25 protein-coding genes are annotated in these 23,814 nt (G+C 55.7%); 8 read left to right on the top strand and 17 right to left on the bottom strand.

What is annotated here, in order from left to right; translation table 11 throughout:
- Positions 1 to 26: 26 nt before the first annotated feature.
- From KORLAC_RS03415 to KORLAC_RS03390, 6 genes are all read right to left on the bottom strand, one after another.
- On the bottom strand, positions 27 to 869 hold the full coding sequence (locus KORLAC_RS03415; protein WP_074519363.1) for a CheR family methyltransferase: 843 nt from the start codon (positions 867 to 869) through the stop codon (positions 27 to 29).
- Positions 866 to 2,089, bottom strand: a complete 1,224-nt coding sequence (locus KORLAC_RS03410; RefSeq protein WP_068303171.1) for a protein-glutamate methylesterase/protein-glutamine glutaminase — start codon at positions 2,087 to 2,089, stop codon at positions 866 to 868. Before KORLAC_RS03410 ends, KORLAC_RS03415 begins: the two co-directional genes overlap by 4 nt.
- A gap of 77 nt (positions 2,090 to 2,166) precedes the next feature.
- On the bottom strand, positions 2,167 to 2,532 hold the full coding sequence (locus KORLAC_RS03405; protein ID WP_068302995.1) for a response regulator: 366 nt from the start codon (positions 2,530 to 2,532) through the stop codon (positions 2,167 to 2,169).
- Positions 2,533 to 2,592: 60 nt separating this feature from the next.
- Positions 2,593 to 3,078: a chemotaxis protein CheW gene (locus KORLAC_RS03400; RefSeq protein ID WP_068302992.1), complete on the bottom strand. Its 486-nt coding sequence runs from the start codon at positions 3,076 to 3,078 to the stop codon at positions 2,593 to 2,595.
- Complete coding sequence (locus tag KORLAC_RS03395) at positions 3,075 to 6,152, bottom strand: chemotaxis protein CheW (RefSeq protein ID WP_068302989.1); 3,078 nt, start codon at positions 6,150 to 6,152, stop codon at positions 3,075 to 3,077. Before KORLAC_RS03395 ends, KORLAC_RS03400 begins: the two co-directional genes overlap by 4 nt.
- Positions 6,153 to 6,307: 155 nt before the next feature.
- Positions 6,308 to 6,961, bottom strand: coding sequence for a histidine phosphotransferase family protein (locus KORLAC_RS03390; protein ID WP_068302986.1), 654 nt, complete (start codon positions 6,959 to 6,961; stop codon positions 6,308 to 6,310).
- Positions 6,962 to 7,104: 143 nt separating this feature from the next.
- Here KORLAC_RS03390 and cysQ point away from each other — a divergent pair, with 143 nt between their 5' ends.
- The 3 genes from cysQ to KORLAC_RS18620 all read left to right on the top strand — a co-directional run bounded on the left by cysQ (position 7,105) and on the right by KORLAC_RS18620 (position 9,439).
- The gene (cysQ, locus tag KORLAC_RS03385) at positions 7,105 to 7,920 is read left to right on the top strand and encodes a 3'(2'),5'-bisphosphate nucleotidase CysQ (RefSeq protein WP_068302983.1); all 816 of its coding nucleotides are present in this window, start codon (positions 7,105 to 7,107) and stop codon (positions 7,918 to 7,920) included.
- 44 nt (positions 7,921 to 7,964) lie between these two features.
- A complete protein-coding gene (locus tag KORLAC_RS03380; protein ID WP_139167525.1) occupies positions 7,965 to 8,588 on the top strand; it encodes an NnrU family protein in 624 nt (207 codons plus the stop codon).
- Positions 8,589 to 8,707: 119 nt separating this feature from the next.
- Entirely contained in the window at positions 8,708 to 9,439 is a 732-nt protein-coding gene (locus KORLAC_RS18620) for a substrate-binding periplasmic protein (protein ID WP_074519362.1), read from the top strand.
- A 15-nt stretch (positions 9,440 to 9,454) separates the two neighbouring features.
- Here KORLAC_RS18620 and KORLAC_RS03370 read toward each other — a convergent pair whose 3' ends face one another.
- The gene (locus tag KORLAC_RS03370) at positions 9,455 to 10,747 is read right to left on the bottom strand and encodes a DUF3422 family protein (RefSeq protein WP_068302970.1); all 1,293 of its coding nucleotides are present in this window, start codon (positions 10,745 to 10,747) and stop codon (positions 9,455 to 9,457) included.
- Between the two features lie 218 nt (positions 10,748 to 10,965).
- On the opposite strand from KORLAC_RS03370, the gene KORLAC_RS03365 reads away from it, so the two are divergent.
- Positions 10,966 to 12,438, top strand: a complete 1,473-nt coding sequence (locus KORLAC_RS03365; protein ID WP_068302967.1) for a flavin-containing monooxygenase — start codon at positions 10,966 to 10,968, stop codon at positions 12,436 to 12,438.
- 33 nt (positions 12,439 to 12,471) lie between these two features.
- On the opposite strand, the gene tolB is transcribed toward KORLAC_RS03365, so the two are convergent.
- From tolB to KORLAC_RS03320, 9 genes are all read right to left on the bottom strand, one after another.
- On the bottom strand, positions 12,472 to 13,830 hold the full coding sequence (tolB, locus tag KORLAC_RS03360) for a Tol-Pal system beta propeller repeat protein TolB (RefSeq protein ID WP_068302964.1): 1,359 nt from the start codon (positions 13,828 to 13,830) through the stop codon (positions 12,472 to 12,474).
- A 15-nt stretch (positions 13,831 to 13,845) separates the two neighbouring features.
- Positions 13,846 to 14,727, bottom strand: a complete 882-nt coding sequence (locus KORLAC_RS03355) for a hypothetical protein (RefSeq protein ID WP_074519361.1) — start codon at positions 14,725 to 14,727, stop codon at positions 13,846 to 13,848.
- Positions 14,728 to 14,744: 17 nt separating this feature from the next.
- Entirely contained in the window at positions 14,745 to 15,185 is a 441-nt protein-coding gene (tolR, locus tag KORLAC_RS03350) for a protein TolR (protein WP_068302954.1), read from the bottom strand.
- A gap of 2 nt (positions 15,186 to 15,187) precedes the next feature.
- Complete coding sequence (gene tolQ, locus KORLAC_RS03345; protein ID WP_068302946.1) at positions 15,188 to 15,910, bottom strand: protein TolQ; 723 nt, start codon at positions 15,908 to 15,910, stop codon at positions 15,188 to 15,190.
- 18 nt (positions 15,911 to 15,928) lie between these two features.
- Positions 15,929 to 16,408: a YbgC/FadM family acyl-CoA thioesterase gene (locus KORLAC_RS03340; RefSeq protein ID WP_068302943.1), complete on the bottom strand. Its 480-nt coding sequence runs from the start codon at positions 16,406 to 16,408 to the stop codon at positions 15,929 to 15,931.
- Positions 16,408 to 17,451, bottom strand: a complete 1,044-nt coding sequence (ruvB, locus tag KORLAC_RS03335) for a Holliday junction branch migration DNA helicase RuvB (RefSeq protein WP_068302940.1) — start codon at positions 17,449 to 17,451, stop codon at positions 16,408 to 16,410. Before ruvB ends, KORLAC_RS03340 begins: the two co-directional genes overlap by 1 nt.
- Positions 17,448 to 18,095, bottom strand: a complete 648-nt coding sequence (gene ruvA / locus KORLAC_RS03330) for a Holliday junction branch migration protein RuvA (RefSeq protein WP_068302937.1) — start codon at positions 18,093 to 18,095, stop codon at positions 17,448 to 17,450. The genes ruvB and ruvA overlap by 4 nt, the downstream gene beginning before the upstream one ends.
- Positions 18,092 to 18,589, bottom strand: coding sequence for a crossover junction endodeoxyribonuclease RuvC (gene ruvC / locus KORLAC_RS03325; protein ID WP_068302935.1), 498 nt, complete (start codon positions 18,587 to 18,589; stop codon positions 18,092 to 18,094). Before ruvC ends, ruvA begins: the two co-directional genes overlap by 4 nt.
- Before the next feature lie 63 nt (positions 18,590 to 18,652).
- Positions 18,653 to 19,405, bottom strand: coding sequence for a YebC/PmpR family DNA-binding transcriptional regulator (locus KORLAC_RS03320; protein WP_068302933.1), 753 nt, complete (start codon positions 19,403 to 19,405; stop codon positions 18,653 to 18,655).
- A gap of 233 nt (positions 19,406 to 19,638) precedes the next feature.
- Here KORLAC_RS03320 and KORLAC_RS03315 point away from each other — a divergent pair, with 233 nt between their 5' ends.
- Together KORLAC_RS03315 and KORLAC_RS03310 are read left to right on the top strand one after the other, a co-directional pair.
- On the top strand, positions 19,639 to 20,079 hold the full coding sequence (locus KORLAC_RS03315; RefSeq protein WP_068302929.1) for a GFA family protein: 441 nt from the start codon (positions 19,639 to 19,641) through the stop codon (positions 20,077 to 20,079).
- A gap of 5 nt (positions 20,080 to 20,084) precedes the next feature.
- Complete coding sequence (locus KORLAC_RS03310) at positions 20,085 to 20,549, top strand: hypothetical protein (RefSeq protein ID WP_068302923.1); 465 nt, start codon at positions 20,085 to 20,087, stop codon at positions 20,547 to 20,549.
- A 422-nt stretch (positions 20,550 to 20,971) separates the two neighbouring features.
- Here the strand turns inward: KORLAC_RS03310 and KORLAC_RS03300 are convergent, their stop codons facing one another.
- Positions 20,972 to 21,454: a GNAT family N-acetyltransferase gene (locus tag KORLAC_RS03300; RefSeq protein ID WP_074519360.1), complete on the bottom strand. Its 483-nt coding sequence runs from the start codon at positions 21,452 to 21,454 to the stop codon at positions 20,972 to 20,974.
- A gap of 122 nt (positions 21,455 to 21,576) precedes the next feature.
- Between KORLAC_RS03300 and KORLAC_RS03295 the strand changes: the two genes are divergently transcribed.
- On the top strand, positions 21,577 to 23,004 hold the full coding sequence (locus tag KORLAC_RS03295; RefSeq protein WP_068302918.1) for a YfcC family protein: 1,428 nt from the start codon (positions 21,577 to 21,579) through the stop codon (positions 23,002 to 23,004).
- A gap of 18 nt (positions 23,005 to 23,022) precedes the next feature.
- Positions 23,023 to 23,808, top strand: coding sequence for a formate/nitrite transporter family protein (locus KORLAC_RS03290; protein ID WP_068302912.1), 786 nt, complete (start codon positions 23,023 to 23,025; stop codon positions 23,806 to 23,808).
- Positions 23,809 to 23,814 lie beyond the last annotated feature (6 nt).

The following is a 23,814-nucleotide window of genomic DNA, read 5'->3' as shown; positions in this document are numbered from 1 at the left end:
CACCGGTGCCGCCTTTTCTTTTGGTCTTAGCCAAGCCCCATGAGCTTTTCCGCCGACCCATCGCTGGGCACATACATGCCGCGCTGGCCTCGCACAGGCCTGAAGGCATCGGTAATACCAAGGACGGTTTCTGCTGCCCCAAGGAACAAGGTGCCGTCATCCGACAAAACCTTCCGCATGCGTTCCAGAACTTGCTTCTTCGTATTCTGGTCAAAATAAATTAGAACGTTCCGGCAATAGATCACATCAAAGGACCCAAGCCCGATAAAATTGTTCAACAGATTAAAGGACCGGAAGGTCACCATATTGCGAATGTCATTATTAAGCTGCCAGGTATCGCCTTCCTGGGTGAAATACTTGATCAGCATCTGGATGGGCAGGCCCCGCTGAACCTCAAACTGGCTATATGTCCCGGCTTTTGCCTTTTCCAGAACCTGGGTGCAGATATCGGTACCGATAATCTCGATCTTCCAGTTCTGCCATTTCATCCAGTTTTCGCGTAGCAAAATCGCCAGCGAATAAGGCTCCTGGCCAGTAGACGCTGCCGCACACCAGATACGCAGGCGCTTTTGCCCCCCACGCGACTTTTCCATTGCGGGCAGCACGTGATTTTTGAACAGATCAAAAGGGGTGTTGTCCCGGAAGAAGAACGACTCATTCGTCGTCATTGCTTCAGTCACATCCACGCATAGCGCCTCGTCCCTGCTCAGACGTAATTTCTGCACCAGAGCATCAAGCGTATCCAGGCCACGCTTCCGCGCCAAGGGTGTCAGCCTGCTTTCCAACAAGTAGACCTTGTCTGGCGTAAGCATCAGGCCTGAACGCTCTTTCAACAGCCCGGCAAGGAATTCAAAATCTTCCGTTTTCAACCGACGCCTCCTTGCAATCGTGTGGCTGTTGCCGCTCCAAGTTCAAGAACGGGAAGAACTTCTGTACAAAGCCCTGCTGTTGCGACGGCACCAGGCATACCCCAAACAACACTGGATGCTTCGTCCTGAGCCAATACCGTTGCGCCTTGGCGCGTCAACTCCCTGGAACCTTTCAGACCATCGTGCCCCATACCGGTCAGAATGACCGCCAGGACATTTTCGCCATACAGTGCGGCAACGCTCCGGAACAAAGGATCGACCGCTGGCCTACAGAAATTCTCCGGCGGCTCATCCGTCAAGCGGATCTTCATCGTACCACCATCGTTCGCAACTTCCATATGCCTACCGCCGGGTGCGACATAGATTTCGCCAGGTCGGATCGGCATGCCTTCTCTGCCTTCCTGCGAAGGCCAGCCTGTAGCCTGCCCCAGGTGTTCTGCAAGAATAGCTGTAAAGGTCGCTGGCATATGCTGCGTGATCAAAACCGGCACAGCAGGTGGCTTTTTGAAGCCAGAAAAGAATTTCATCAAAGCCTGCGGGCCACCAGTTGAAGACCCGACGACCAAAATCTTTGGCCGCCTGAACGAACCGGTACGAAGCTTGATGTCCTTTTCCGTCGGGACATCCTTGATCGGATCTGAAACCGTTGCTTGCCGAGCCGATGCAACTGAAACCGGCGCTGCTGGGCGTCGCGCAGTTACAAACCCTGCCGGAGCCCCTGAGGATCGCGGCGACACAACCCTCGCGGCGTGCCCTGATGCAGACGCAACTGGGCTACCGCTAGGACCTGTCTCATCGGAACGCGGTAGCTCTTCGCCTCTTTTCTTGCGACGCCGTGAAGCCCATGCCTTAACCTTGTCGACCAGCTCACGTCGAAAATCGATATTGGCGTTTACCGAACGAGCTGTTTCAGGTTTTGGTACATAATCAACTGCCCCCATCTGCAGGGATCGCAAGCTGACTTCCGCATTTTTGCGCGTCAATGTTGATGCCATCACAACCTGCAAATCCGGGATCATATCGATCATCTTTGGCAAGGCGGTTAGCCCATCCATTTCAGGCATCTCAATATCAAGTACCACCACCTCAATATCGTTAGTCGCCAATTGCCTAAGTGCCACAACACCATTGTTCGCAGTGGTCACCACTTCGATATCAGGGTCTTCGGAAAGATAGCGGCAAAGGAAGCCACGAATGATGGCACTGTCATCGACAACCATCACCCGATATGGGCCACCTTTTTGCGAGGCAGTATTCGTAGATTTGGAGGCAGCTGAGCTCACCCGTTCTTCCTCAATTACATTAAGCCGACTTGCGTAAACTTCGCTTCGATGATTTCGCGATCGAACGGCTTCATAATATATTCGTTGGCACCGGCTTCGATCGCCGTACGAATGTGAGCCATATCGTTTTCAGTCGTACAGAAAACAACGATCGGCTGCTCGACGCCTTCGCGTGACCGGATGGCTTTCAGAAATTCCAATCCATCCATGACCGGCATGTTCCAGTCCAGAAGAACCACGTCTGGCATGTTTCGGTCACAGGCATCCAAGGCATCCTGGCCATCGACTGCCTCTTCGATGTCGAAGTTCAGCTCTTCCAGAATGCGCCGGGCAACCTTCCGGATTACCTTTGAATCATCGACGACAAGACATAGTTTCATTTGCGAATGTCTCCCAACTCCACCCCTATTGGTGACAAGTGTTTTGGTGTTTCCATGTATTTACGCAGCTTTGTTGCTACTTTCAAAGCGCAGAAGCTTATCTACGTCCAAAATAGGCAACAATTCATTCTTTAGACGATAGATCCCACGACTCACTTCTCGCCAACGGGGATCAAGCGTGACAGGGTTTCGTTCAAAGTCCTGATCATCCAGGGACAAAACCTCGCCCACCGTATCAATTTGCAGGCTGTAGGGCTCATCATTGTGCTCCACTACAACAGACATGCTTTGCTTGCCCTGCTCAAGTGGCGGCAGACCTAGGCGCTGGCGGAGATCAATCGCCGTCACAATCTTCCCGCGCAAGTTCAAAACACCAGACACCCACTCTGGCGCCAACGGAATCTTGGTAATCTTTTGCGGGTTCAACACATCATGCACGCCGAGGACCGGAATACCCAGGGTTTGTCCAGCCAAACGAACAGTGACAAAATCCTGGGTACCTGTGGCAACAAGGCTCAGGTCGTCTCTGACAACAAGATCACTCATGCTGCATCTCCCTTAATCTTCAGCTGTTGAGCCAGGCTGCGCAGAAGCGTTTCTTTGTCAAACTTGGCGATATAATCGTCGAAGCCGGCTTCGTGCCCACGATTGATATCTCGTTCTGTCGCAAGCGAAGAAAGAGCGACCAGCGCGGTATCCGACCAGCGGCTGTCTTTCTTGACCTCTTTCGCAAAATCAAACCCGTTCATATCCGGCATTTCAATGTCGGATATGATCAAATCAAACATTTCCCCCTCTTCCATAAGTGCAAGGGCTGCAGCCGCACTGGACACGGCCCGCACACGGTACCCGGCCACAGTCAATACCGGGCGCAACATGTTACGGAAAAAATCGCTATCATCGATCAGCAGCACCTTGGCGCCAGCAGAGGGTGCAACGTCTTCGGAAAGATCGCGGCTTCGCAGCCAGTCTGCGAATGCCAAACCGAGATAGTAGGAAACGTCAATAACTTCGGAAGCCTTGCCATTAATGATTGCGGAACCAACCACACCTGATTTGTTGGAAGCAAGCTTGATCGTGAGTTCCTCTTCAACAATATCGAGAATCTCGTCGACCGCGAGGCCCATCGTATACTCGCGATCCGTGAACACGAGAACCGGCTGACGCCCTTCTTCACGGAACTTCATTTCAGGGTGGGCCATAATGAGAGGCATCAAGGCACCGCGATACTGGACCATATGCTTGCCGTCGGAGAGCTCGATGGTATCAACCTCGACTTCTTCCAAACGGGCAACCAAGGCAAGTGGTACAGCTTTCGGATTCTCACTGCCGGCCCGGAAGACAAGCATGCTCTCTTTTTCATCGCCAACGGACCGTTTCACAAGATCCTCCGCAGCGGCCTCTTCATGTTCGTGATCACCAACACCGGAGTTCGCCAGCGATGCGATACCATTGGGATCAAGGATCATGATAACACTGCCATCCCCGAGGATAGTGTTCCCGGAATAGATCTCCAGGTCCTTGAGGATTGGTGCAACCGGTTTGACCACAATCTCTTCTGTATCAAAGACCTGGTCTACTACAATACCGAACGTAAAGGTTCCCACCTGGGTTACGACAATGAAGTCATCCACGTTTTCGCGGGCATCGATCTCATCCCTGGTCATAAACCCAAGGATTTCATTGAGATAGACAAGCGGAAGCAGCCTGTTCCTCAGGCGTAGAACAGGCGTATCCTTGATGGTCTCGATCTTGTGTTCCGAATTCTGTGAGGCACGCACCAGCTCCAGCACGCTGATTTGTGGGATCGCATACCGCTCTTCCTCTGCCTTGACAATAAGACCAGCAACAATGGCCAGCGTGAGAGGAATTTTGATCTGGAAGGTACTACCCTTGCCCTCCACCGAATTCATGTCGATCGTGCCGCCGATTTTCTCGATGTTTGAGCGAACCACGTCCATACCTACACCGCGGCCGGATACGCTGGTAATTTTTTCCGCAGTGGAAAAGCCCGGGTGGAAAATGAACTTCTGGATCTGCGCATCGGACATGTCCGACAGTTCTGCTTGGGTTGCGAGACCCTTTTCCAAAATCTTGTTGCTCAGCTTGGCTGCAGAAATGCCTCGACCATCATCTTTGATCTCGATAATGATATGCCCGCCCTCATGGTAAGCATTCAGGATGATTGTGCCATTCTCGGGCTTGCCAGCAGCCATCCGCTCCGCTGGAGTTTCAATGCCGTGGTCGGCCGAGTTTCGCACCATGTGGGTCAACGGGTCTTTGATCAACTCCAGAACCTGGCGGTCCAGCTCAGTGTCGGCACCACGCATGTCCAGGTCGATCTTCTTGTCCAGTTCCACCGTCAAATCCCGAACAATACGTGGAAGCTTGGCCCATGCGTTGCCAATTGGCTGCATCCGGGTTTTCATGACATTCTCTTGGAGTTCCGTCGTACACTGGCTCAACCGCTGAAGCGGGACACCAAGTTCGGAGTTCTCCATGTTGCGCGTGATCTGCAGAAGCTGGTTCCGGGTCAGCACCAGCTCTGACACCATGTTCATCAGATCTTCAAGCAGGTCCACGCTAACCCGAATGGACTGAGTAACCTTTTTCTGCTCGCGGGCACCGCTTTGCTGTTGCGCGCCCTGAGACGTGCCTGCCTTATTGGTCTCGGCCTTGGCAATTGCCTTGGCGGCAGTCACAACGGCTTCACGGACCAGTTCGAAAGTCATCACGGCTTCATCACAGGTGTCCCCGTTCACCTGACATTCTTCCAGGACCGACTTAATCAACGTCAGCAACTGGTCGAAGTTGGCGTCAGCGAAACCAGCAACCGTCACCAATTGGCGACCAACATTGTCTGCTGCATCTAGGTCATCTTTGAACAGCGCAAGCATCAGGCCCATGAAGCGGCCCTTACGCTGCTCCACCGTTGTGCCCGCAAAGAATTTGGCTAGTTTTTCATCGGTTTCCAGGCGCTGTGCAATCAGATGAGCGGCAACGGCGAGCGTGTCTTCGCCACCGATACGGTCAAACAGGCCACCTTCCTGGCTTGCAGAAGCTGCGGCCGGCTCTGATGTCGGCATGTCAGGCTCAGCTAATTCTTCTGGCCCAGGCGCGTTTTCAAATGCCGCTTCGAGCTCCGCCAGCGAAACCTCACCGGGCTTGAGTGGACGCCCAAGGCCCGGGTCGACAATTTCCCCTTCGATCGTGTCAGGTTCAGGGTCAGGCTGCTGCGCCAGCGCCCCTTCTGCAATTGCATCAAGCCTGCCGATCAGTTCGCTGTCGTCACCCTCAGGTTCTTCCTCGGTCGCTTCAAGTCCAGCTAGAATTTCCTTAATGCGGTCAAGGCTCTCCAGGATGACTGTTACGGCATGCTCGGAAACCTCCAACTCGCCATCTCGGAACTTGCCGAGAACGTTTTCTGACGAGTGCGCGACAGATTCAAGCCGTGGTAAACCAAGGAAACCACACGTGCCCTTGATGGTGTGAACAAGCCGAAAGATATTATCCAACACCTCTTTGTTGTTGGGATCCTGCTCCAGCTTCACCAGCTCAACATCTACAACGTCGATGCTTTCCGCAGTTTCGGTAAGAAATTCGTTTAATAGATCATCCATATCCAATTTCCCTGGAGGGGTGTTCGGCACTGTCCGGCTAAATCAAACTGGCAACTTTGGCGGGGCACTATGTAGGTTCAACTGAAACCGAACCCTCACAAAATCCCACTCCTTGCACCTTGGCCAAAAAGAGTTAAGAACGTGTAAAACTTTCTTTATTCCGCGTTCGCTTCTGCTGGAAAAACAAGGGTTGCCGATACTGCAATGTTTGTTTCCCCGATGGCTTCAACCACAATATTCCCACCTGTTTCTTTTGCAACAGCAGAAGCAAGAAATGCTGGAGCAGCCCGAGGGTCCAAATCCTCTTCAGCAAGGTTGCCTTCCATCGCCTCCCGAACCGGCTTTTGCAAAATCACCCTTTGCCCCTCGCCTACGACAGAAACGGTAACGGTGTTTCCTGACTGCTCGGTTGACAGCTTCATCTTGCCGCCGCGAATAAGTGACTCTGACACCACCAAACCAACATTCAGCAACACCTTAACAAGGGTTTTCGGCGCACTTTCCAAATTCACTTGCCAATCAAGATCAACGCGACTGCCTGAAAGAAAGGAGCGCATCGCTTTTTCACACTCGCGAACATCCAACTGAGCGGAAAAACCACCGCCTGCCCCGAAGGCAAGCCGGAAGAATTGTAGCTTGTTACTTGTTTGGCGCGTTGACTTTTCAATGAGGTCCAAAACGGCTTCCCGCATGGAGGCTTCCTGCTCGTCCTGCAACACCTCCAAGCCGTTGTTTATCGCTCCGACAGGGCTTACAAGATCGTGACAAAGGCGCGAACACAACAACGCCGCAAAATCAATATTAGCCATATGCCCCTCCGCTATGGTGAAACCCCACCCGGCTTCAGCTTTTCTCGCGATTAATACTTGCGATTTTTCTCAATCATGGCAGAACCATAGCCAACTGTAAGCCCAGCGCCAAGCGGCCAATCACATATTTTTTAAGGATCCCCATGTCGCACGACCTCGCCTCAATGATTCCAGCCCTTCAATCGACCATCCTGCGTGCGGGCGAAACTGTGATGGCGGTCTATCACTCGGACTTCGAAGTATACGGAAAAGCCGATCAATCTCCGGTCACGGAAGCTGACCGTCGCGGCGAGGAAATCATCGAGGCTGCCCTGAAGGAACTGGCCCCTGATATTCCGATTGTCGGCGAGGAAGCAAAATCAGAAGGCAAATGTCCTGACATTTCTGGCGGCACCTTCTGGCTGGTCGACCCACTGGACGGCACCAAGGAGTTCATAAAAAAAGGGTCTGATTTCACTGTCAACATCGGCCTGATAAAGGGCGGCAACCCCGTTATGGGCCTGGTCCTCGCGCCAGCAATGAACAAGCTTTATTGGGGCAATGTTGGCCAAGGCGCCTGGATTGCAGACGTCGAGGATGGCGAATTGGTGAACGAACGCCCCGTTGCAACACGCCCCAGCATTGGCGATAAGCTGACAATCGTTGCTTCGAAATCGCACCGGTCGCAAGAACTCGAAGCATGGCTTTCTCATTTCCCGAGCGCCGACCATGTTTCGATCGGCTCCAGCCTGAAGCTTTGTCTTCTGGCCACAGGCGAAGCGGATCTATACCCGCGCCTGGGCCCTACGTGCGAGTGGGATACCGCTGCAGCCCACGCCGTCCTGTTGGCAGCTGGCGGGTCCGTTGAAGTTGCGGGCGGCACGCCACTGACATACGGCAAGGACCTCACGACATTCCTTAATCCCTGGTTCCTATGTAAAGCTGATCCCAGTTTTGATACGCCGGACCTTGCTTCTTGATAATTCATTGACTTAGGCGGTATCCATCTGCCCAACACAATGCTTTGGAATTTTTCAATCCTCGGTTAGGTTATTCGAAACTGAGGGAGGAAATGATGACCTTACTTGTGCTGGGCCTCGCCCTATTTTTCCTGTTGCATCTGGTGCCAATTTTCGCGCGAGAAGCCCGTAGCAGCGTTATCTCTCGGATCGGCGCCTTGCCCTACAAGGGGCTGTTTGCACTTGCTTCCATTTCATCCCTGTTCCTGGTTTATAAAGGTTGGACCCTGACGGATCCGGTTTTTGTATATGAAGCACCCCGGTGGGCTTATCACCTCACCGCGCTATTGGTTCTTCTTGGATTTATTCTGTTCATTGCGAGTAACGCGCCAACAAATATCAGACGCATCATTCGCCACCCACAACTCACATCCATTATCCTTTGGTCCGCAGGCCACATGATGGTGAACGGCGAGACCCGGTCCCTACTGCTTTTCGGCGGTTTTCTGATCTGGTCGCTCATTTCCATACTGGGCAGCAATCATCGCGATGGTGAATGGGAAAAGCCGGAACGCGTTAGTACCCTAAAAGACGTTGTCACGGTTTTGATTGCGCTGGTGTTGTATGGCGTCTTCGCAGTGTGGGTCCATGAATGGCTGATTGGTGTCAGCCCCATGCCGCCCGCCTAACGCCCATACTTTTTCTTTACGATTTGAAGATATGAAGATGGGTGATGGCATGACGCATATTCAATGTATCCCGTTATCATCGTCTCTGGAGGATTGATTCATTGCTTCGGTTAAGCTGGATGGTTCTGGTCTTTGCCTCCTGTGCAGTACCTGTTTCGGCAGCGGACGACGCCGAAACAACCTTGCACTTATTGACGGAAGAGAACCACCCTTACAGCTACACCGATACGTCAAGCGGGGAGGTTACCGGGACCGGCGTAGGTATTGTCAGAGAAATAATGGCACAGTCAGGCGTTTCTTACTCTATCCAGTCCCTGCCCTGGCAACGGGCTTACCGAAGGGCTCAAAGCAACGCAAACACTTGCGTCTTTATTACGAACAGAACACCTGCCAGGGAGCCATTGTTTCAATGGGTTGGCCCCTTGCTGGAAGGTGGCTGGGCAGTTTTCAAACGCCCCGACAGCACAGCGATGATAGATACGCCAAAAGACCTCCAGCGCTATACCGTGGTTGGAAAATCAGGCAGTGCGTCAGTCGATGACATCGAGGAACAGGCAGGGATTAAGGTCACCAGGACCGTCAATGACGAAACAGCCGCCAAAATGCTGTTTCATGGACGCGCCGATTTTTGGGTTTCTGGCGTGATCGATGCCCCCCTGGCTGCGAAAGCCGCAAACCTTCCGGCACCTGCCTTGGCCCTTTTATGGAAAAAAGCCGACCTTTCGATGGCCTGTTCCAAGGCGACAGACCCTGACCTCATTGCCAGATTGAATGCCATCAACAGCTCTCTTGATGCATTGCGAAAAAGCATTCTGGCTCGCCACGGTGGCGAGGTCGGAAAGCAAAACTAGCTCACCTGTGCCACATCAGGCCTCCACCGAAACCTTCATGACCGACTTTCGAATTCGGCGGACAAGCAGGAAGGCACCAAGCATGACGATTGGGATGCTAAGCCCCGTAAACAGCCCTGCATCAACGGGATAACCTGCGGCCTTTGCAGCCTTAAATCCCGAACTGATGATGCCAATGGTGTAATAGCTGATTGCAACCACCGACAAGCCTTCCACCGTTTCCTGAAGCCTAAGCTGTAACTGTGCCCGCTGGTTCATTGACATCAGGAGCGCCTTGTTCTGACGCTGTGAGTCAAGATCCACTTGCGTGCGCAACAGTCCAGCAGCGCGGTCCACCCGCAGGGCCAAATCATTCAAGCGTTTTGCCGCGGCCTCACATGTCCGCATTGCCGGGGCTAAATGTCGGTCGAGAAAATTGGAAAGCCTCTGGCTCCCGGGAATGCGAGACTCACGCATTTCCTCAAACCGCCGTTCCACAAGTGAATGATAAGCCTTTGCCGCAGAGAACCGGAAGCTGGACTGTGCCACTTGATGCTCGGTTCGTGCCGCCAATCCAAGCAGCGTATCAAGGTGATGCTCCGCCTCTGATCCGGCCTTGGTGTGCGACATCTCTGAAACCGTCTGCTCCAGGCGCTTCTCAATCTCTGATGACTGGGCCATCACGGCTCGAGCTTCTGGCAACGCCATCAACGCCATATGACTATAGGTGAAAATCTCAACAAGCCTCTGAACAAGGCGGCCTGCCCGACCTTCAGATAAATCATCGGCAAGAATGGCAAGCCGCATAAAGCTGTCATCATGTATACGGAAATCGCTCCAGACCGACGTGCGGCCGCCTGCCACTTTGCTGCCTGCCACATCCTTGTGCCAGAAGGGTGTGAAACACGCCTCTTTAGCCGTCTGGTCATTGGCGTCGACAAGCTCAATATTCAGCGCAACCAACATCCGCCCTGGAATGGACTCCACCCAGTCTCGTGGCATAGCCTCTACCGCAGCGATTGTGAAGGGCACGTCTTTGCCGCTCCTGACCGCCACCGTATAGGTCGTGAATTCTGTATGGCGCTCCCACTTTAAAAAGAAGGGACCGAAGTCAGCCATATAATGCCGCCCGACGGCTGGAGGCCGCGTCATGCCATAACGATCACACAGAGCCTGCAAATGTTTGCGATCGGCTCTGCCGCCGTCTTCACCCGACAGGTAGGCAAAATGACTGACACGTGCCGGGGCACCCAGGCTGATGGCCGGGCGCCCATGCAATTCTTTATTCAACTCAACCCGCAATGGGTCGGAAACACTTGATATATCCATCGTCACTCTCGTCACAAATGTGAGAGAGCCCTACCCCAAAAGTCTCAAAACAAGCCCAGGCGCACTTTATCCCATTGGGCCCATATGCAATCACGGCTTTTTCTAACGCCGCAGGTAACCTTCCCTTAGTCACCTCTGCCTTCGCAGACGAGTGTGACATGCTGCTTTACAAATTAATGTTTTCAATTAATCATAGCAGGCAATAAGGGGAGACAAGCGTGGCTGACGGGTCGACATTTGGGAAAAGCAAGCCAACAATTGCCATCATTGGCGCTGGCCTATCCGGCCTGTGCATGGCCATCAAACTCAAAGAGGCAGGCTTTGCCGATTTTCACATTTTTGAAAAGGCCGAAGCCGTCGGCGGCACCTGGCGCGACAATACCTATCCAGGGGTAGCCTGCGATGTCCCAAGCCACCTCTACAGCTATTCTTTCGAGCCCAAGGCCGATTGGTCGATGGTCTTTAGCCCCGGCGGAGAAATCCAGGATTATATAACAGATGTCACAGAACGCCATCAGTTGGGCAAGCATCTGGTATTCGGTGCAGAACTGAAAGATGCAGTGTGGCGTGACAACCGGTGGCACCTGACATTCGCTAATGGCCAGACCCATCAGACCGACTTTCTGGTCAACTGCATGGGCGGCCTTCATATCCCCAACTATCCTGACATCCCTGGCCAGCAGAGCTTCAAGGGCACCAGCTTTCACACCGCACGCTGGAACCACGAGCACAACCTTTCAGGCAAACGGGTTGCCGTCATTGGCACAGCGGCGAGCGCGATCCAGCTGATCCCGGAAATTGTGGGCAAGGTTGAGCATCTGGACGTTTATCAGCGCACGCCAAACTGGATCGTCTCCCGCCCCTATATGGCCTATTCGGAAAAATGGAAACAACGCTTCAAGCGTTTTCCCTGGCTCGAAAAACTGCACCGGCTGCAGATTTACCTGACATTCGAGATGCGCTTTCCCTTGTTCCGGCAGGGCAAGTTCTTCGCCAAACGCGCCACCAGAATGTTTATGAAGCACCTTGCAGCCCAGGTCCAAGACCCAGACCTGAGGACCAAGCTCACGCCGGATTATCCGATTGGCTGTAAACGCATTTTGGCTTCAGACACCTATTTCCCTGCCCTGCAACAGGATCATGTTTCGCTGATTACTGACGGCATTGCCGAGATCCGTCCCGAAGGTATCGCGTCACACGACGGCACGGTCCGACCGGTTGACACCATCATTTACGCCACTGGCTTCAAGCCATGGGACCAGATGGACGGTTTGACAATCAAGGGCAAGAACGGCTTGGACATGAACAGTTACCTGGCGGACGGCATCCGCGCCCACCGCACGGTGGCGATGCCCGGTTTCCCAAACCTATTCATGCTTCTTGGGCCGAACAGCGGGCTGGGACACAATAGCGTCATCGTGATGATCGAGGCACAGGTTGGTTATATCATTGCTGCCCTGAAGGAAATGACAGCCAAAGGCGCAACGTCTGTTGAAGTCAAGGAACAGGAAGCGGACGCTTTTGACGCCCAAATCCAGAAGGACCTTCAGGGCACCGTCTGGGCAGGGCACTGCAAAAGCTGGTATCAGGGTGATGACGGCCGCATCTACACACTCTGGCCGTGGTCAACCCTCCGCTACCGCCGTGAAATGAAGCGGTTCAAAAGCCGGGAATATGAATTTGAAAAATAAAAAAAGGGGCCATTTGGCCCCTTTCGCATTGGTTCACTGTTGCCTTGTGGTAACCGGCAAAGGCGGTGACCAGGCCGGGTCGGACGCATCGAACGGCGTTGGCACCTGCCGCTCATTATAGCCCGTCAGGTCCACACTCCACAGCGCTGGTTTCCCACCATTGGCACCCTGGTTATAGGGTGGCGTGCGGAAGAACATCAACACACGCCCGTTCGGTGACCATGTCGGCCCTTCATCCTGATAGGCATTGGTCAGTAGACGTTCGCCGCTGCCGTCTGGCCGCATCACACCAATCCGGAACTTGCCTTCGCCAATTTTTGTGAAGGCGACGAGGTCACCACGAGGGGACCAAACAGGGGTGGCATACCGCCCGCGCCCGAAGCTGATCCGCTGGACGTCAGAGCCGTCCGCATCCATCACATAGAGCTGCTGGGTGCCGCCACGGTCAGAGTTGAATACAATACGGCTACCGTCCGGCGAATAGGAAGGCGATGTATCAATGCCTGGATCATCCGTCAGCCGCGTTACCTTGCGGGTCCTGAGGTCCATCACATAGATGTCGGAGTTTCCGTTTTCTGCCAGGCTCATGATCACCTTGTTGCCGTCCGGTGAGAAACGCGGCGCAAAGGTCATGTTCGGGAAATCCCCAAGCACCTCAAATTTGTTCGACAGGATATTGTAGAGATACACCCGCGGGCGATCATTGAAATAGCTCAGGTAGGTAATTTCCTGCCGGTTTGGCGAGAACCGCGGTGTCAGCACCAGGTAGCTGCCGTCGGTCAGGAACTGCTGGTTGGCACCATCCTGGTCCATGATGGCCAGTCTCTTGATCCGGTTGAGGGGATCGCCCTGCTCAGCGATATACACGATCCGGGTATCAAAATATCCTTCTTCGCCGGTCAGGCGGCTGTAGATGCGGTCAGAAATCACATGGGCAATACGGCGCCAGTTGGACACAGGCGTGGTGTAGCCCACACCTTCCATCTGCACTTCTGCCACCACGTCCCACAGGCGGAACTCCACCCTCAGGTTCCCGTTCGGCAGCATATTGAGGCGTCCGGTCACAAGGCCCTGCACGGCAAGAGGGCGCCAGGCGGCGAAACGTGGGCGCGTGGGCGCTGCGGTTATTTTCTCAATGAAGGCGTTGCGGTCCACAGCCCGGAACAGACCGGTGGACACCAGATTGGAGGTGATTACGTCGGAAATACTGGCGCCAATGTCCGACAGTTTCCCGGTCGGCGTTTCCACGTCCACCACTGGCGCGAATTCAGGCACCGCAATAGGCACAGGTTCCACATTCCCGCGGTTCACATCCACCACCAGCTGGGCATTTGCCCCCGCGGTTACGATCAAAACCAGTACCGAAAAGATGAGTCCTAAACGTCCAAACATTCTGCCGTCTCTCTTTTATCCGCCAACGAAGTCAGCGCCATTAAAATTGAAGTCAATATACTCGAGATTTCCTGTTCGCATATATTCCGTCGCCTCCGGGTAGGGGGCACAAAGCTGTACTGCCCTTCGTGCGCTTTCAGCAAAAACCCGGAAATAAGCGCGGTCTGGGTCATTGAGGTCACCTGCGTTCAAGAATTCAGGCCGTCGCATCAGGTTGCCTTCAGAACCGATCCAAATGCGCACCAGAACCTGCATGTTCTCAACGCCCTTGGCGCCGCCCGGGAAGTTCCAACAACCGCTGAGTTTTTGCTGCAGCGCATCTTTCAAGGTTGCTGTCGCGATCTTACCCCTCAGGCCGGCAAATGGATCAGGCTTTGCCTCTTCCTTTTTCTGCTCAACCTTCTCTTCTTTCTTTTCTTCGTCCTTCGGCGCCTGTTCCTGCTCTTCCTTGATGGAACGGTCAATCAGGGCCGCAATCCGGTTGGACTTCAGCCTTGATGGCGGCTTCGGCTTTGACTGCGGCGCCGTGCGCGCAATCAGCCTGTCGCGTTCGCTGATTTCCGGTTTCGGCGCTGGTTTTGGTTTCGCCTCCGTAACTTTTCTCTCCGGTTTTGCATCCGGTAGCGGCACGGCCTCTGCCGGTGCTTCCGCTACAACTTCCTCGCGGGCATAGTTGGGCTGCGGTTTCTCCGTAACTGTCTGTTCCTGCGTCTGTTCTTCCGGTTCGGGCGCAGCCACCTGCGTCTTGTCATCAATCTTGACGAACTCAATCGCGATCGGCGGCGGCGGTGTCGGGCGGTCTTTGGACCAATCGGGGAGCCCAACCAATGCAACCGTTACCACACCGAGGTGCAGCGAGGCTGAGAGCATCCATCCGATTGTTTCAGACTTCGACACAGGTACGCTATCCAGACTTATTTCTGTTCGGCCACCAAGGCTACCTTGGTGTAACCAGCTGCATTGATCGCGCCGATCACTTCCATAACCCTGCCATAATCCAGTTTGGTGTCCCCACGTACGTAAATGCGGGTTTCCCGGCTCTCGCCCGAAATGGCTGTCAGGCGTGGGATCAGCTCATCAAGGCTGGTCTCAGTGTCGACAATGAATATGGCACCATTTTGATTGATCGAAATCTCAAGCGGCTTGCTGTCTTGCGGCAAAGGCTTGGCCGCCGCTTTAGGCAGATCCACCGGCACCCCCGCAGTCAATAGAGGTGCGGTCACCATGAAGACAATCAACAGCACCAGCATCACGTCCACAAAGGGTGTCACGTTGATCTCAGCGAGCGGCTGATACCTGCCCCGCCTGCGGCGTGCGCCTTCAACCCGGCCGCCTGAAGTAACGGTAGCGCCCATCTCTAATGCCCCTGTTCGTCAAGCTGGCGCGACAGGATCGCAGCGAATTCGTCCGAAAACCCCTCGACGCGGCCTGCGTACCGGCCCAGATCCGTCGACAGCTTGTTGTAGCCAATCACTGCCGGAATGGCCGCCACGAGCCCGAGCGCTGTCGCCAGCAGTGCTTCGGCGATCCCCGGCGCCACTGTTGCCAACGACGTATCGCTTGCCACCGCGATGGAGGTGAAGCTGTTCATGATGCCCCACACGGTGCCGAACAGGCCCACAAAGGGCGCGGCAGATCCGATGGTAGCCAGATAGCCCACCTGCCCCTCCAGCCGGTCCATTTCGCGGCTTGTGGTGACATGCATGGCCTTGTAGATGCGGTCCTGCACTGTCAGCTTGTCCACGCCCATGGAGCGCTTTGCCAGGCTGCGCTGCCATTCCCGCATCGCTGCCACAAACACAGCGGCAATGGGGTGGGTGGGTGATGCCTTCAAGCCGTTATACAGCTCGTCCAGGCTGCCGCCGGACCAGAAGCGGTCTTCGAAGTCATTGGCCTTTGACCGGGCTTCCTTGAGGCGCGCCCATGTGTTGAAGATGATCGACCAGCTCCAGAGGCTGGCTGCAATCAGCATGATCATCACAGCCTGCACGATGAAGTCTGCCTGGAGGAACATGCCCAATATTGAAAAATCAGGTGCATTGCCACCAAGCTGGACTGATTCCACTGTCTGAACCTGCATCAAACTCTCCCCGAAACTTTAATTTTTCTGGGCGGCGGCTGCCGCTTCCATCCAGTCCTGCCAGCACTTTTTGGCAGAATTAGGCCAACGACGTGGCCGACCGTCATTTCCGATAACAGCAACCAGCACATCGGCTTCGGCCACCATTTCACCGTCCCGCGTGATCCACTGCTTGACTTCGATCGCCGCAGCGCGCACGCGGGTAACCATCGAATGCCCCATCAGCACATCGCCGATCTTTGCCTGCCGGTGGTAGCGGATATTGATATTCGATACCACGTAGGTCAACGGCCCACCTTCGGATTCCGCAAGGTCAAACAGATAGTTAACATCGGCTGCCGAGTTCCGGATGCTTTCGGTGCGAACGCGTTCGAAGAAGCTCACATACCGGCCATGGTAAACCATGCCACCGACGTCCGTGTCTTCATAATAAACCCGGATAGGGAACTGGAATACGCCGTCCTGCCAGGCGCCTTCTGCTGTTTGTGGTGTGTTCATTACTTGCCTAACATATCCAACTGGCCGCTTTCCTTGCCCGGTGGCGGTGCGATTCCCAGATGCTTCCAGCCGTCGGGGGACAGCATCCGCCCCCGCGGCGTGCGCTGCACCAGGCCAATCTGCATCAGATAGGGCTCGATAATATCCTCAATTGCGTCGCGTGGTTCGCTGAGCGCGGCAGCCAGAGTTTCAATGCCCACCGGCCCGCCTGTGTAGGTAACACCGATACAGTGCAGATAGCGTCGGTCCATGGTATCCAGGCCCAGGTTATCCACCTGCAGGCGGGTGAGCGCAGCATCTGCGTGCGGCGCGTCCACCACGTCCTTTTCGGCCACCAGCGCAAAATCCCGCACACGGCGCAGCAGCCTGCCAGCAATCCGGGGCGTCCCGCGCGACCGGGCCGCCACTTCCCGGGCGCCCTCCTCTGTCATATTCAGTTCCAGCAGCCGCGCACCGCGCCGCACCACTTCCGTGAGTTCGTCGGTGGTGTAGAATTCCAATCTCGTTGGGATACCGAAACGATCCCTGAGCGGCTTGGTGATCAGGCCAGACCGGGTGGTGGCCCCCACCAGCGTGAAAGGCGGCAGGTCAATGCGCACCGAGCGCGCGGCCGGGCCTTCGCCGATGATCAGGTCCAGTTGGAAATCTTCCATCGCCGGATAGAGGACTTCCTCCACAGCCGGGTTAAGCCTATGAATTTCATCAATAAACAGGACATCGCGTTCCTGCAGGTTGGTGAGAAGCGCGGCCAGATCGCCAGCTTTCGAGATCACCGGGCCACTGGTCGCCCGGAAGTTCACACCCAGCTCACGCGCCACAATCTGCGCCAGCGTGGTTTTACCCAGCCCCGGCGGGCCGAAAAACAGCACATGGTCCATAGCTTCGGCGCGGGTGCGCGCGGCGCCGATGAATACCTCAAGGTTCTCCCGCGCCTGCTTCTGGCCGATAAATTCCTTTAGATTCTGGGGTCTTAGCCCCACATCAAGCGTGTCCCCGCCCGTCTCTGAGCGATCAACCAACCGGTCTTCTTCGAGCTCACTCATAGGCTACTCAGCTCCTTCAGCGCGGCGGGCACCAGCGCTGCCACAGTGGCGTCCTCGCCAAAGTCTGCCATCACTTTCGCCACAGCCCCGTGCGCTTCCACACGCTTGTAGCCGAGGTTCACGAGCGCGGACACTGCGTCCTCAAGGGCACTCTGTTGGGCACTCTGGGCACTACCACCCGTTTGGGCACTTTGGGGCACACCCATAGTGCCCATTTCCACGCCCTTGGGGCTAAATACGAGGCCGGTCACCTTGTCCTTCAGTTCGGTCACAATCCGCGTTGCCACTTTCGGGCCAACACCCTTGGCACGTGACACCGCTGTTTTGTCCTGGGCTGCGATGGCGTTCTGGAGATCAGTAGGCGACAGCGCCGACAGGATCGCGAGGCCGACTTTCGCACCAACGCCCTGAACGGATGTCAGAAGCCGGAACATGTCCCGCTCAACCACATCGACAAAACCAAACAGGGTGATGGCGTCTTCGCGCACGACGGTCTCGATATGCATGCGAGCAACCTCACCGCGCGCAGGCAGCGACGAAAGGCTGCGGCTGGAGCTGTGCACCAGATACCCTACCCCACCCACATCGATGATGGCCCAGTCGTCGCCAACGCTATCCAGCAGACCTGTCAGTTTCGCGATCAATATTTGATCCCCCCGAGATTTTTCATTGTGCTGACATGATGCGCATGACAGATGGCAACTGCAAGCGCATCTGCCGCATCCGGGCCATTAATTTTCACGCCGGGCAAAAGCACCTGCACCATGGCGTCTACCTGCTCCTTGGCCGCATGCCCCACCCCCACGACAGATTTCTTCACATGGTTCGGCGTATATTCGGCAACTGGCATCCCCGCGCGCGCAGGGATCAACAGCGCAATGCCGCGCGCCTGGCCCAGCTTGAGGGTCGAGGTGGGGTTCTTGTTGACGAAGGTTTCTTCCACCGCACAGGACTGCGGCTGCCATTCGGCGATGACCTCTTCGAGGCCTTCGGCCAGTTCCACCAGCCGTTCGGCCAGCGATTTCTTGGGATCGGATTTCACGACGCCGTTGGCGACATGCGAGAGCCGCGTGCCTACGCTTTCAACGATGCCCCAGCCTGTATTTCTAAGACCGGGATCAAGCCCCAGCAGCCTCATGCGCGGTGGTCCCCCTTGGTAGCAAAGAAGGCCCGCCCCGGTGAAGGCGCGGGCCGGAATATTTTACTCGGCTTCAAGCTCAGCCAGAACGTTTTCCGGGATCGTGTAGTTGCCGTACACGGTCTGGACATCGTCATTGTCTTCAAGCGCATCGATCAGGCGCATCATCTTCTCGGCGCCGTCTTTGTCGAGCTCAATCGGCTCTTTCGGCTTCCAGATCAGGTTTGCGTTCTCAGGCTCCTTGCCCAGCGCTTCCGTCAGCGCTTCGACAACAGCGTTCAGGTCAGACGCTTCGGTATAGATGGCGTGGCCGTCCTCGTCGCTTTCCACTTCGTCCGCGCCGGCTTCGAGCGCCGCTTCGAACATGGCGTCGGCGTCAGCCACGTCAGCCGGATAGGTGATTTCGCCGACACGGTCGAACATGAAACCAACCGAGCCGCTTTCGCCCAGGTTGCCGCCCGCCTTGTTGAAGATGGTGCGCACGTCGGATGCGGTGCGGTTGCGGTTGTCCGTCAGCGCCTCAACAATCACACCAACGCCGCCAGAGCCGTAGCCCTCGTAGCGCATCTCGTCATAGTTTTCCGCGTCGCCGCCGGAAGCCTTGGCGATAGCGCGTTCGATATTGTCTTTCGGCATGGACTGGGATTTGGCGTTGGCCACAGCCAGGCGCAGGCGTGGGTTGGTATCCACGTCTTCGCCGCCCATTTTCGCAGCTACCGTGATCTCACGGCTCAGCTTGGAGAAAATCTTGGAACGCTTTTTGTCCTGCGCACCTTTGCGGTGCATGATGTTTTTAAACTTGGAATGACCTGCCATGGTTACCCTCTGATAGTCCCTTTGAAGGGCTCTTCGGCCGGGGACACGGGTCCCGCGAAGCCCTTGAATACACATTGATGCCTGGCGGCGCGGATGCAGCCAGCCGTTGGTGGCCCTCTTCTTAGCAGATTTAAAGCACTTGAACAGGGAAAATTGCGGCATTTTCCCTCTGGCCGCGCCCTATAATCCATGTAAAGTTTAGCCACACACAATCGAACGGACGGGAGCGAGCGATGACACATATGGAAGGCAGCTGTTACTGCGGCAATATTGCCGTGCGTGTGACCTGCGACGAGACCGCCAGCAACCTGACACCCCGCGCCTGCGACTGTAACTTCTGCACCATGAATGGCGCCGCCTGGGTCTCCACCCCTGTGGCCAGCATGGAAATCGAAATCCAGAATGAGGCCGCCATCAGCCTTTATGAGCAGGGGTCCGAAAGCGCGCGCTTCTGGCTGTGCCAGCGCTGCGGCGTGGTGACGGCCGTGACTTGCGATATCGAGGGGACGCGCAAGGGCGCTTTCAATGCCCGCATCATGGACTGCCGGGACGAGTTCGCCCCCACAGAACCCGCTTCGCCGAAGCTTTTGGGCAAGGAAGAAAAGCTCGCCCGCTGGAACAAGCTGTGGATCGGCAATGTGCGGATCAAGGACTGCTGGGACGTAGGGCTTTAAAGGCCATGCACCCGGCCTTCAGAAAAGTCATCAAATGGTTGGCCGCCCTAACCCTATATGGGTTTGCCTTTTTCGGTTTATTTGTTGCGGCCTATCACGGACTGGGCTTCAGTACTGATACCGACACGCACCGGGTCGCCATCATCAATGAAACAAAGTCACGACTTACGGATGTCAAAATCACTATCGGTCGCGAAACCTACAGCACAAACAACATAGGCCCCTCCGCGACCTTGAGCTTCGTCGCGGTCAACGACACAGAGGGAGCGCTCGGCTTTTCTGCAACGCTCGAGGGGCGCAAAATAGGGTGTAGCTTCGGATACATCACTACCGGAACTTATGACTTCGACCTTAGCAATACCCATGCAATGTTCTGGGTACAGCCAGACGGGGGGGTCAGAGTCTCCTATGGCACATGGCACACAGACACCGCGCCAACCCTGTGCGGCCAGGAAATTTCAGCTGAGTAGTGAAAATCAAGCCATTGTGTACTGGGCCCACCAGAGCGCGGAAGCGGCGAGTGACACCAATATCCACGTAAACAGGCTGCCACCTTTTTTGCTGGCTTTCTTGGGCTTTGCCCCACCTGGATTTTCGACTTGGGTTTCCGGTGCTTCTGCACCCTTTTCCACTGCTGCCTTGCTGCTGCCTCTGGCCATCTATCCACCTCACACACACGCCCCACACCGGCCCTTAAAGGGTACCGCGCCACACGGCGGTGACAAGCTTAATCAGACCTAAAGGCCATAAATTCAACCAGACGGGTTGTATCCACCCATTCAGGGTTATGTGCGGCTAAACAAAAGACATGCGCAGGCGGGTTTCGCCGGCAGGCCTGCGGCGACTCCGGCGCACTCTGCGCTGAAGCGTCAGGAGTCCAAGGACACGGGGATCAGCCGTCGCCACCTTCTGTCAACTCCAGCGTCAGCACCACCATGTCGCGGCACTGGATGCCATTCTCATAGATCGGTTCAGGGTAATTGAGCGTATAATAGTTCTTGGCAATACGGCGCATGCGGAAGCCCATCTTCTGGTAGAAGGCGAGCTGGTCGATGCTCGAATTCCCCGTCCCCACATCCAGAAGTTTTGCGCCTTCCCTGCGCGCTTCTTCAATGGCGGCCTGCAAAAGCGCCTTGCCGACACCCTTCTTCTGCCACTCCGGCGCCACCGCGATATTCTTGAGCTCCCACTTCACGTCGTCAATGTGCATCAGCACGAACACGCCCACCACAACACCATCCCACCTGGCGCTGAAGAGCGTACCGTCCGCCAGATAGTCCATGATCATGGCGGGGGACGGGTCCGCCAGCAACAGAAGGTCCATGAAAGGCACAGCGTCCTCTTCGGCTTTGATTTCCAGATTGATGTTCTTCACGGTCGCTCCCGGCTCCACAAAAGAAAGGCTCGCTTTTTCGCACCCTGCTTCGTAAAACCATAGCAACAAGTGTCGGCTGGCAAAACAGACACTTGAGACTTAAGGGGTAAGGGAGGAAGCACATGGCTTCGGTAACCGATCAGGCGGTCCCGGCGAAGAAAAGCCGTTTTCCGGATTCGCTGGTTCTGATTTTTTCAATGATTATCATCGCGCAGCTCCTCAGCTACGTGATTCCGTCAGGCACGTTCGAACGCGCGCCGGCACCATTTAACGAAAGCCGCGACATGGTGGTGCCGGGCACTTACGGCCCGGTCGCAGAAGCGCCCACACTGGATGTCTGGCATTTTCTGTCGGCCATCCCACGCGGGCTCGAAGCCGCGCAGGACATCATTTTTCTGGTGTTCCTTGTAGGCGGTGTGATTGCGCTTTTGCGCGCGTCAGGCGCCATTGATGCGCTGCTGTTTCGCGCCGTGCGCACCTTTGACGGCAATCCCGGCATATTGATTGCCGGCACGCTGACGCTTTTCGGCATGGGGGCTTTCACCATCGGCATGGGCGAGGAATATATGCCGCTGATCCCCATTCTGGTGACCATGTGCCTGGCGATGAAGCTGGACAGCATTGTCGCCATGGGCATCCTGTGGGCCAGTTACGGCGTGGGCTGGGCCACGGCGGGCACCAACCCGTTCGGGCTGTTGATCGCACAGAATATTGCCGGCCTTCCGGCCACATCCGGCCTTGGGTTCCGGATCGTGCTGTTTGTGCTCTGCCTGTTGATTGCCTTCCAGCATATCTATGCCTATGCCCGCAAGATCAAAGCAGACCCATCAAAAAGCCTAGTATCCCATGTGGATTATTCCAAGGGCTTTGACTTGCCGCACGATGTCGCCATGACGTGGCAGCGGGCACTGATCCTGACGGTCTTCATCGGGGGCATTGTCCTGTTCGTTTATGGCGCCCAAACGATGGACTGGTATATCGGCGAGCTGAACACCATCTTCCTGGCCATCGGCGTGCTGACCATGCTGATTTCACGCATGGCGCCGAATGATGCGTCCAAGACCTTCATCGATGGTGCGGCTGAAATGACCGCGGCGGCGCTCCTGATCGGGTTCGCACGCACCATCGAGGTGGTGCTGACCGACGGCATGATCATCGACACCATCATCAATGCGATTGCGAGCCTACTTGAAGGCACGGGCCCAAGTGTTTCTGCCCTTGGCATGCTGGCGGTGCAGACCATCACCAACTTCTTCATTCCGTCGGGTTCGGGTCAGGCGTTTGTCACCATGCCTATCATGTCACCGCTGGCGGAACTGACAGGCGTGAGCCAGCAGACCGCCGTTCTGGCCTACCAGTTCGGCGACGGCTTCACCAACATGGTGGTGCCCACAAGCGCACTGGTGGTGGGCACACTTGCGCTGGGGAAAATCCCTTATGTGCAGTGGGTCAAATTCGTGATGCCGCTTCTTTTGAAGCTGTTCACGCTGGCGGCAGCGGCGCTTGTGTTCACCGTTCACTTCGGGGAGCTGGTGGGCTTCGCCAACTAACCGCCAAGGAGGCCAGACATGGGTTATAATCTCGATGCCTATTCCCCGACGGAAATCGCCAAACGAGTAGAAGACGTCGGGGTAGCGAAGGTTGGCATGCCAGCCGGGAAAACCCTTGTTCTGGCCATCCTCGCGGGTGCCTTCATCTCTCTTGGCGCCGTCTTCTATACGCTGGCAATGACAGGCAGCCCGCTGGGCTTTGGCCCTGCGCGCGTCCTGGGCGGCCTGGTATTTTCCACCGGCCTGATCCTTGTGATCGTTGCAGGCGCTGAACTGTTCACAGGTAACAATTTGATTGTCATGGCCTGGGCGGACCGCCGGGTGACCCTCTGGGCGCTCCTGAGAAACTGGGGCATCGTTTATATAGGGAACCTCATAGGCGCCTTGGGCACTGCGGTGCTTGTTGTGCTTTCAAGCATCTATGACATGGCGGGCGGCGCGGTTGGCGAAACCGCAGCCTCGATCGCCGCGTCCAAGTTGGCCCTGCCCGCGAACCAGGCCTTTTTCCGGGGTGTGCTCTGCAATGTCCTTGTGTGCCTTGCTGTATGGCTTTGTTTCGCCGCCCACAGCGTCACGGACAAGATCCTGGCCATTGTACTGCCAATCTCAGCGTTTGTAGCCCTTGGATTCGAACACTCGGTCGCCAATATGTATGTTATCCCGGTCGCGATGCTGGACGGCACCATCGGCTGGGACGGCGCAGGCCTGATTGCCAATCTTGCCTGGGTTACGGCAGGAAACATTGTTGGCGGCGGCGGGCTGGTTGCCCTTGTCTACTGGTTGGTATATGGCCGCGCCACCTAAGTGTGG

The sequence above is a fragment of the Kordiimonas lacus genome (assembly GCF_001550055.1).
GTDB classification, from domain to species: Bacteria; Pseudomonadota; Alphaproteobacteria; order Sphingomonadales; family Kordiimonadaceae; genus Kordiimonas; species Kordiimonas lacus.
The sequence above is the reverse complement of the archived record's forward strand: the minus strand, read 5'-3'. Positions and strand labels throughout refer to the sequence as shown.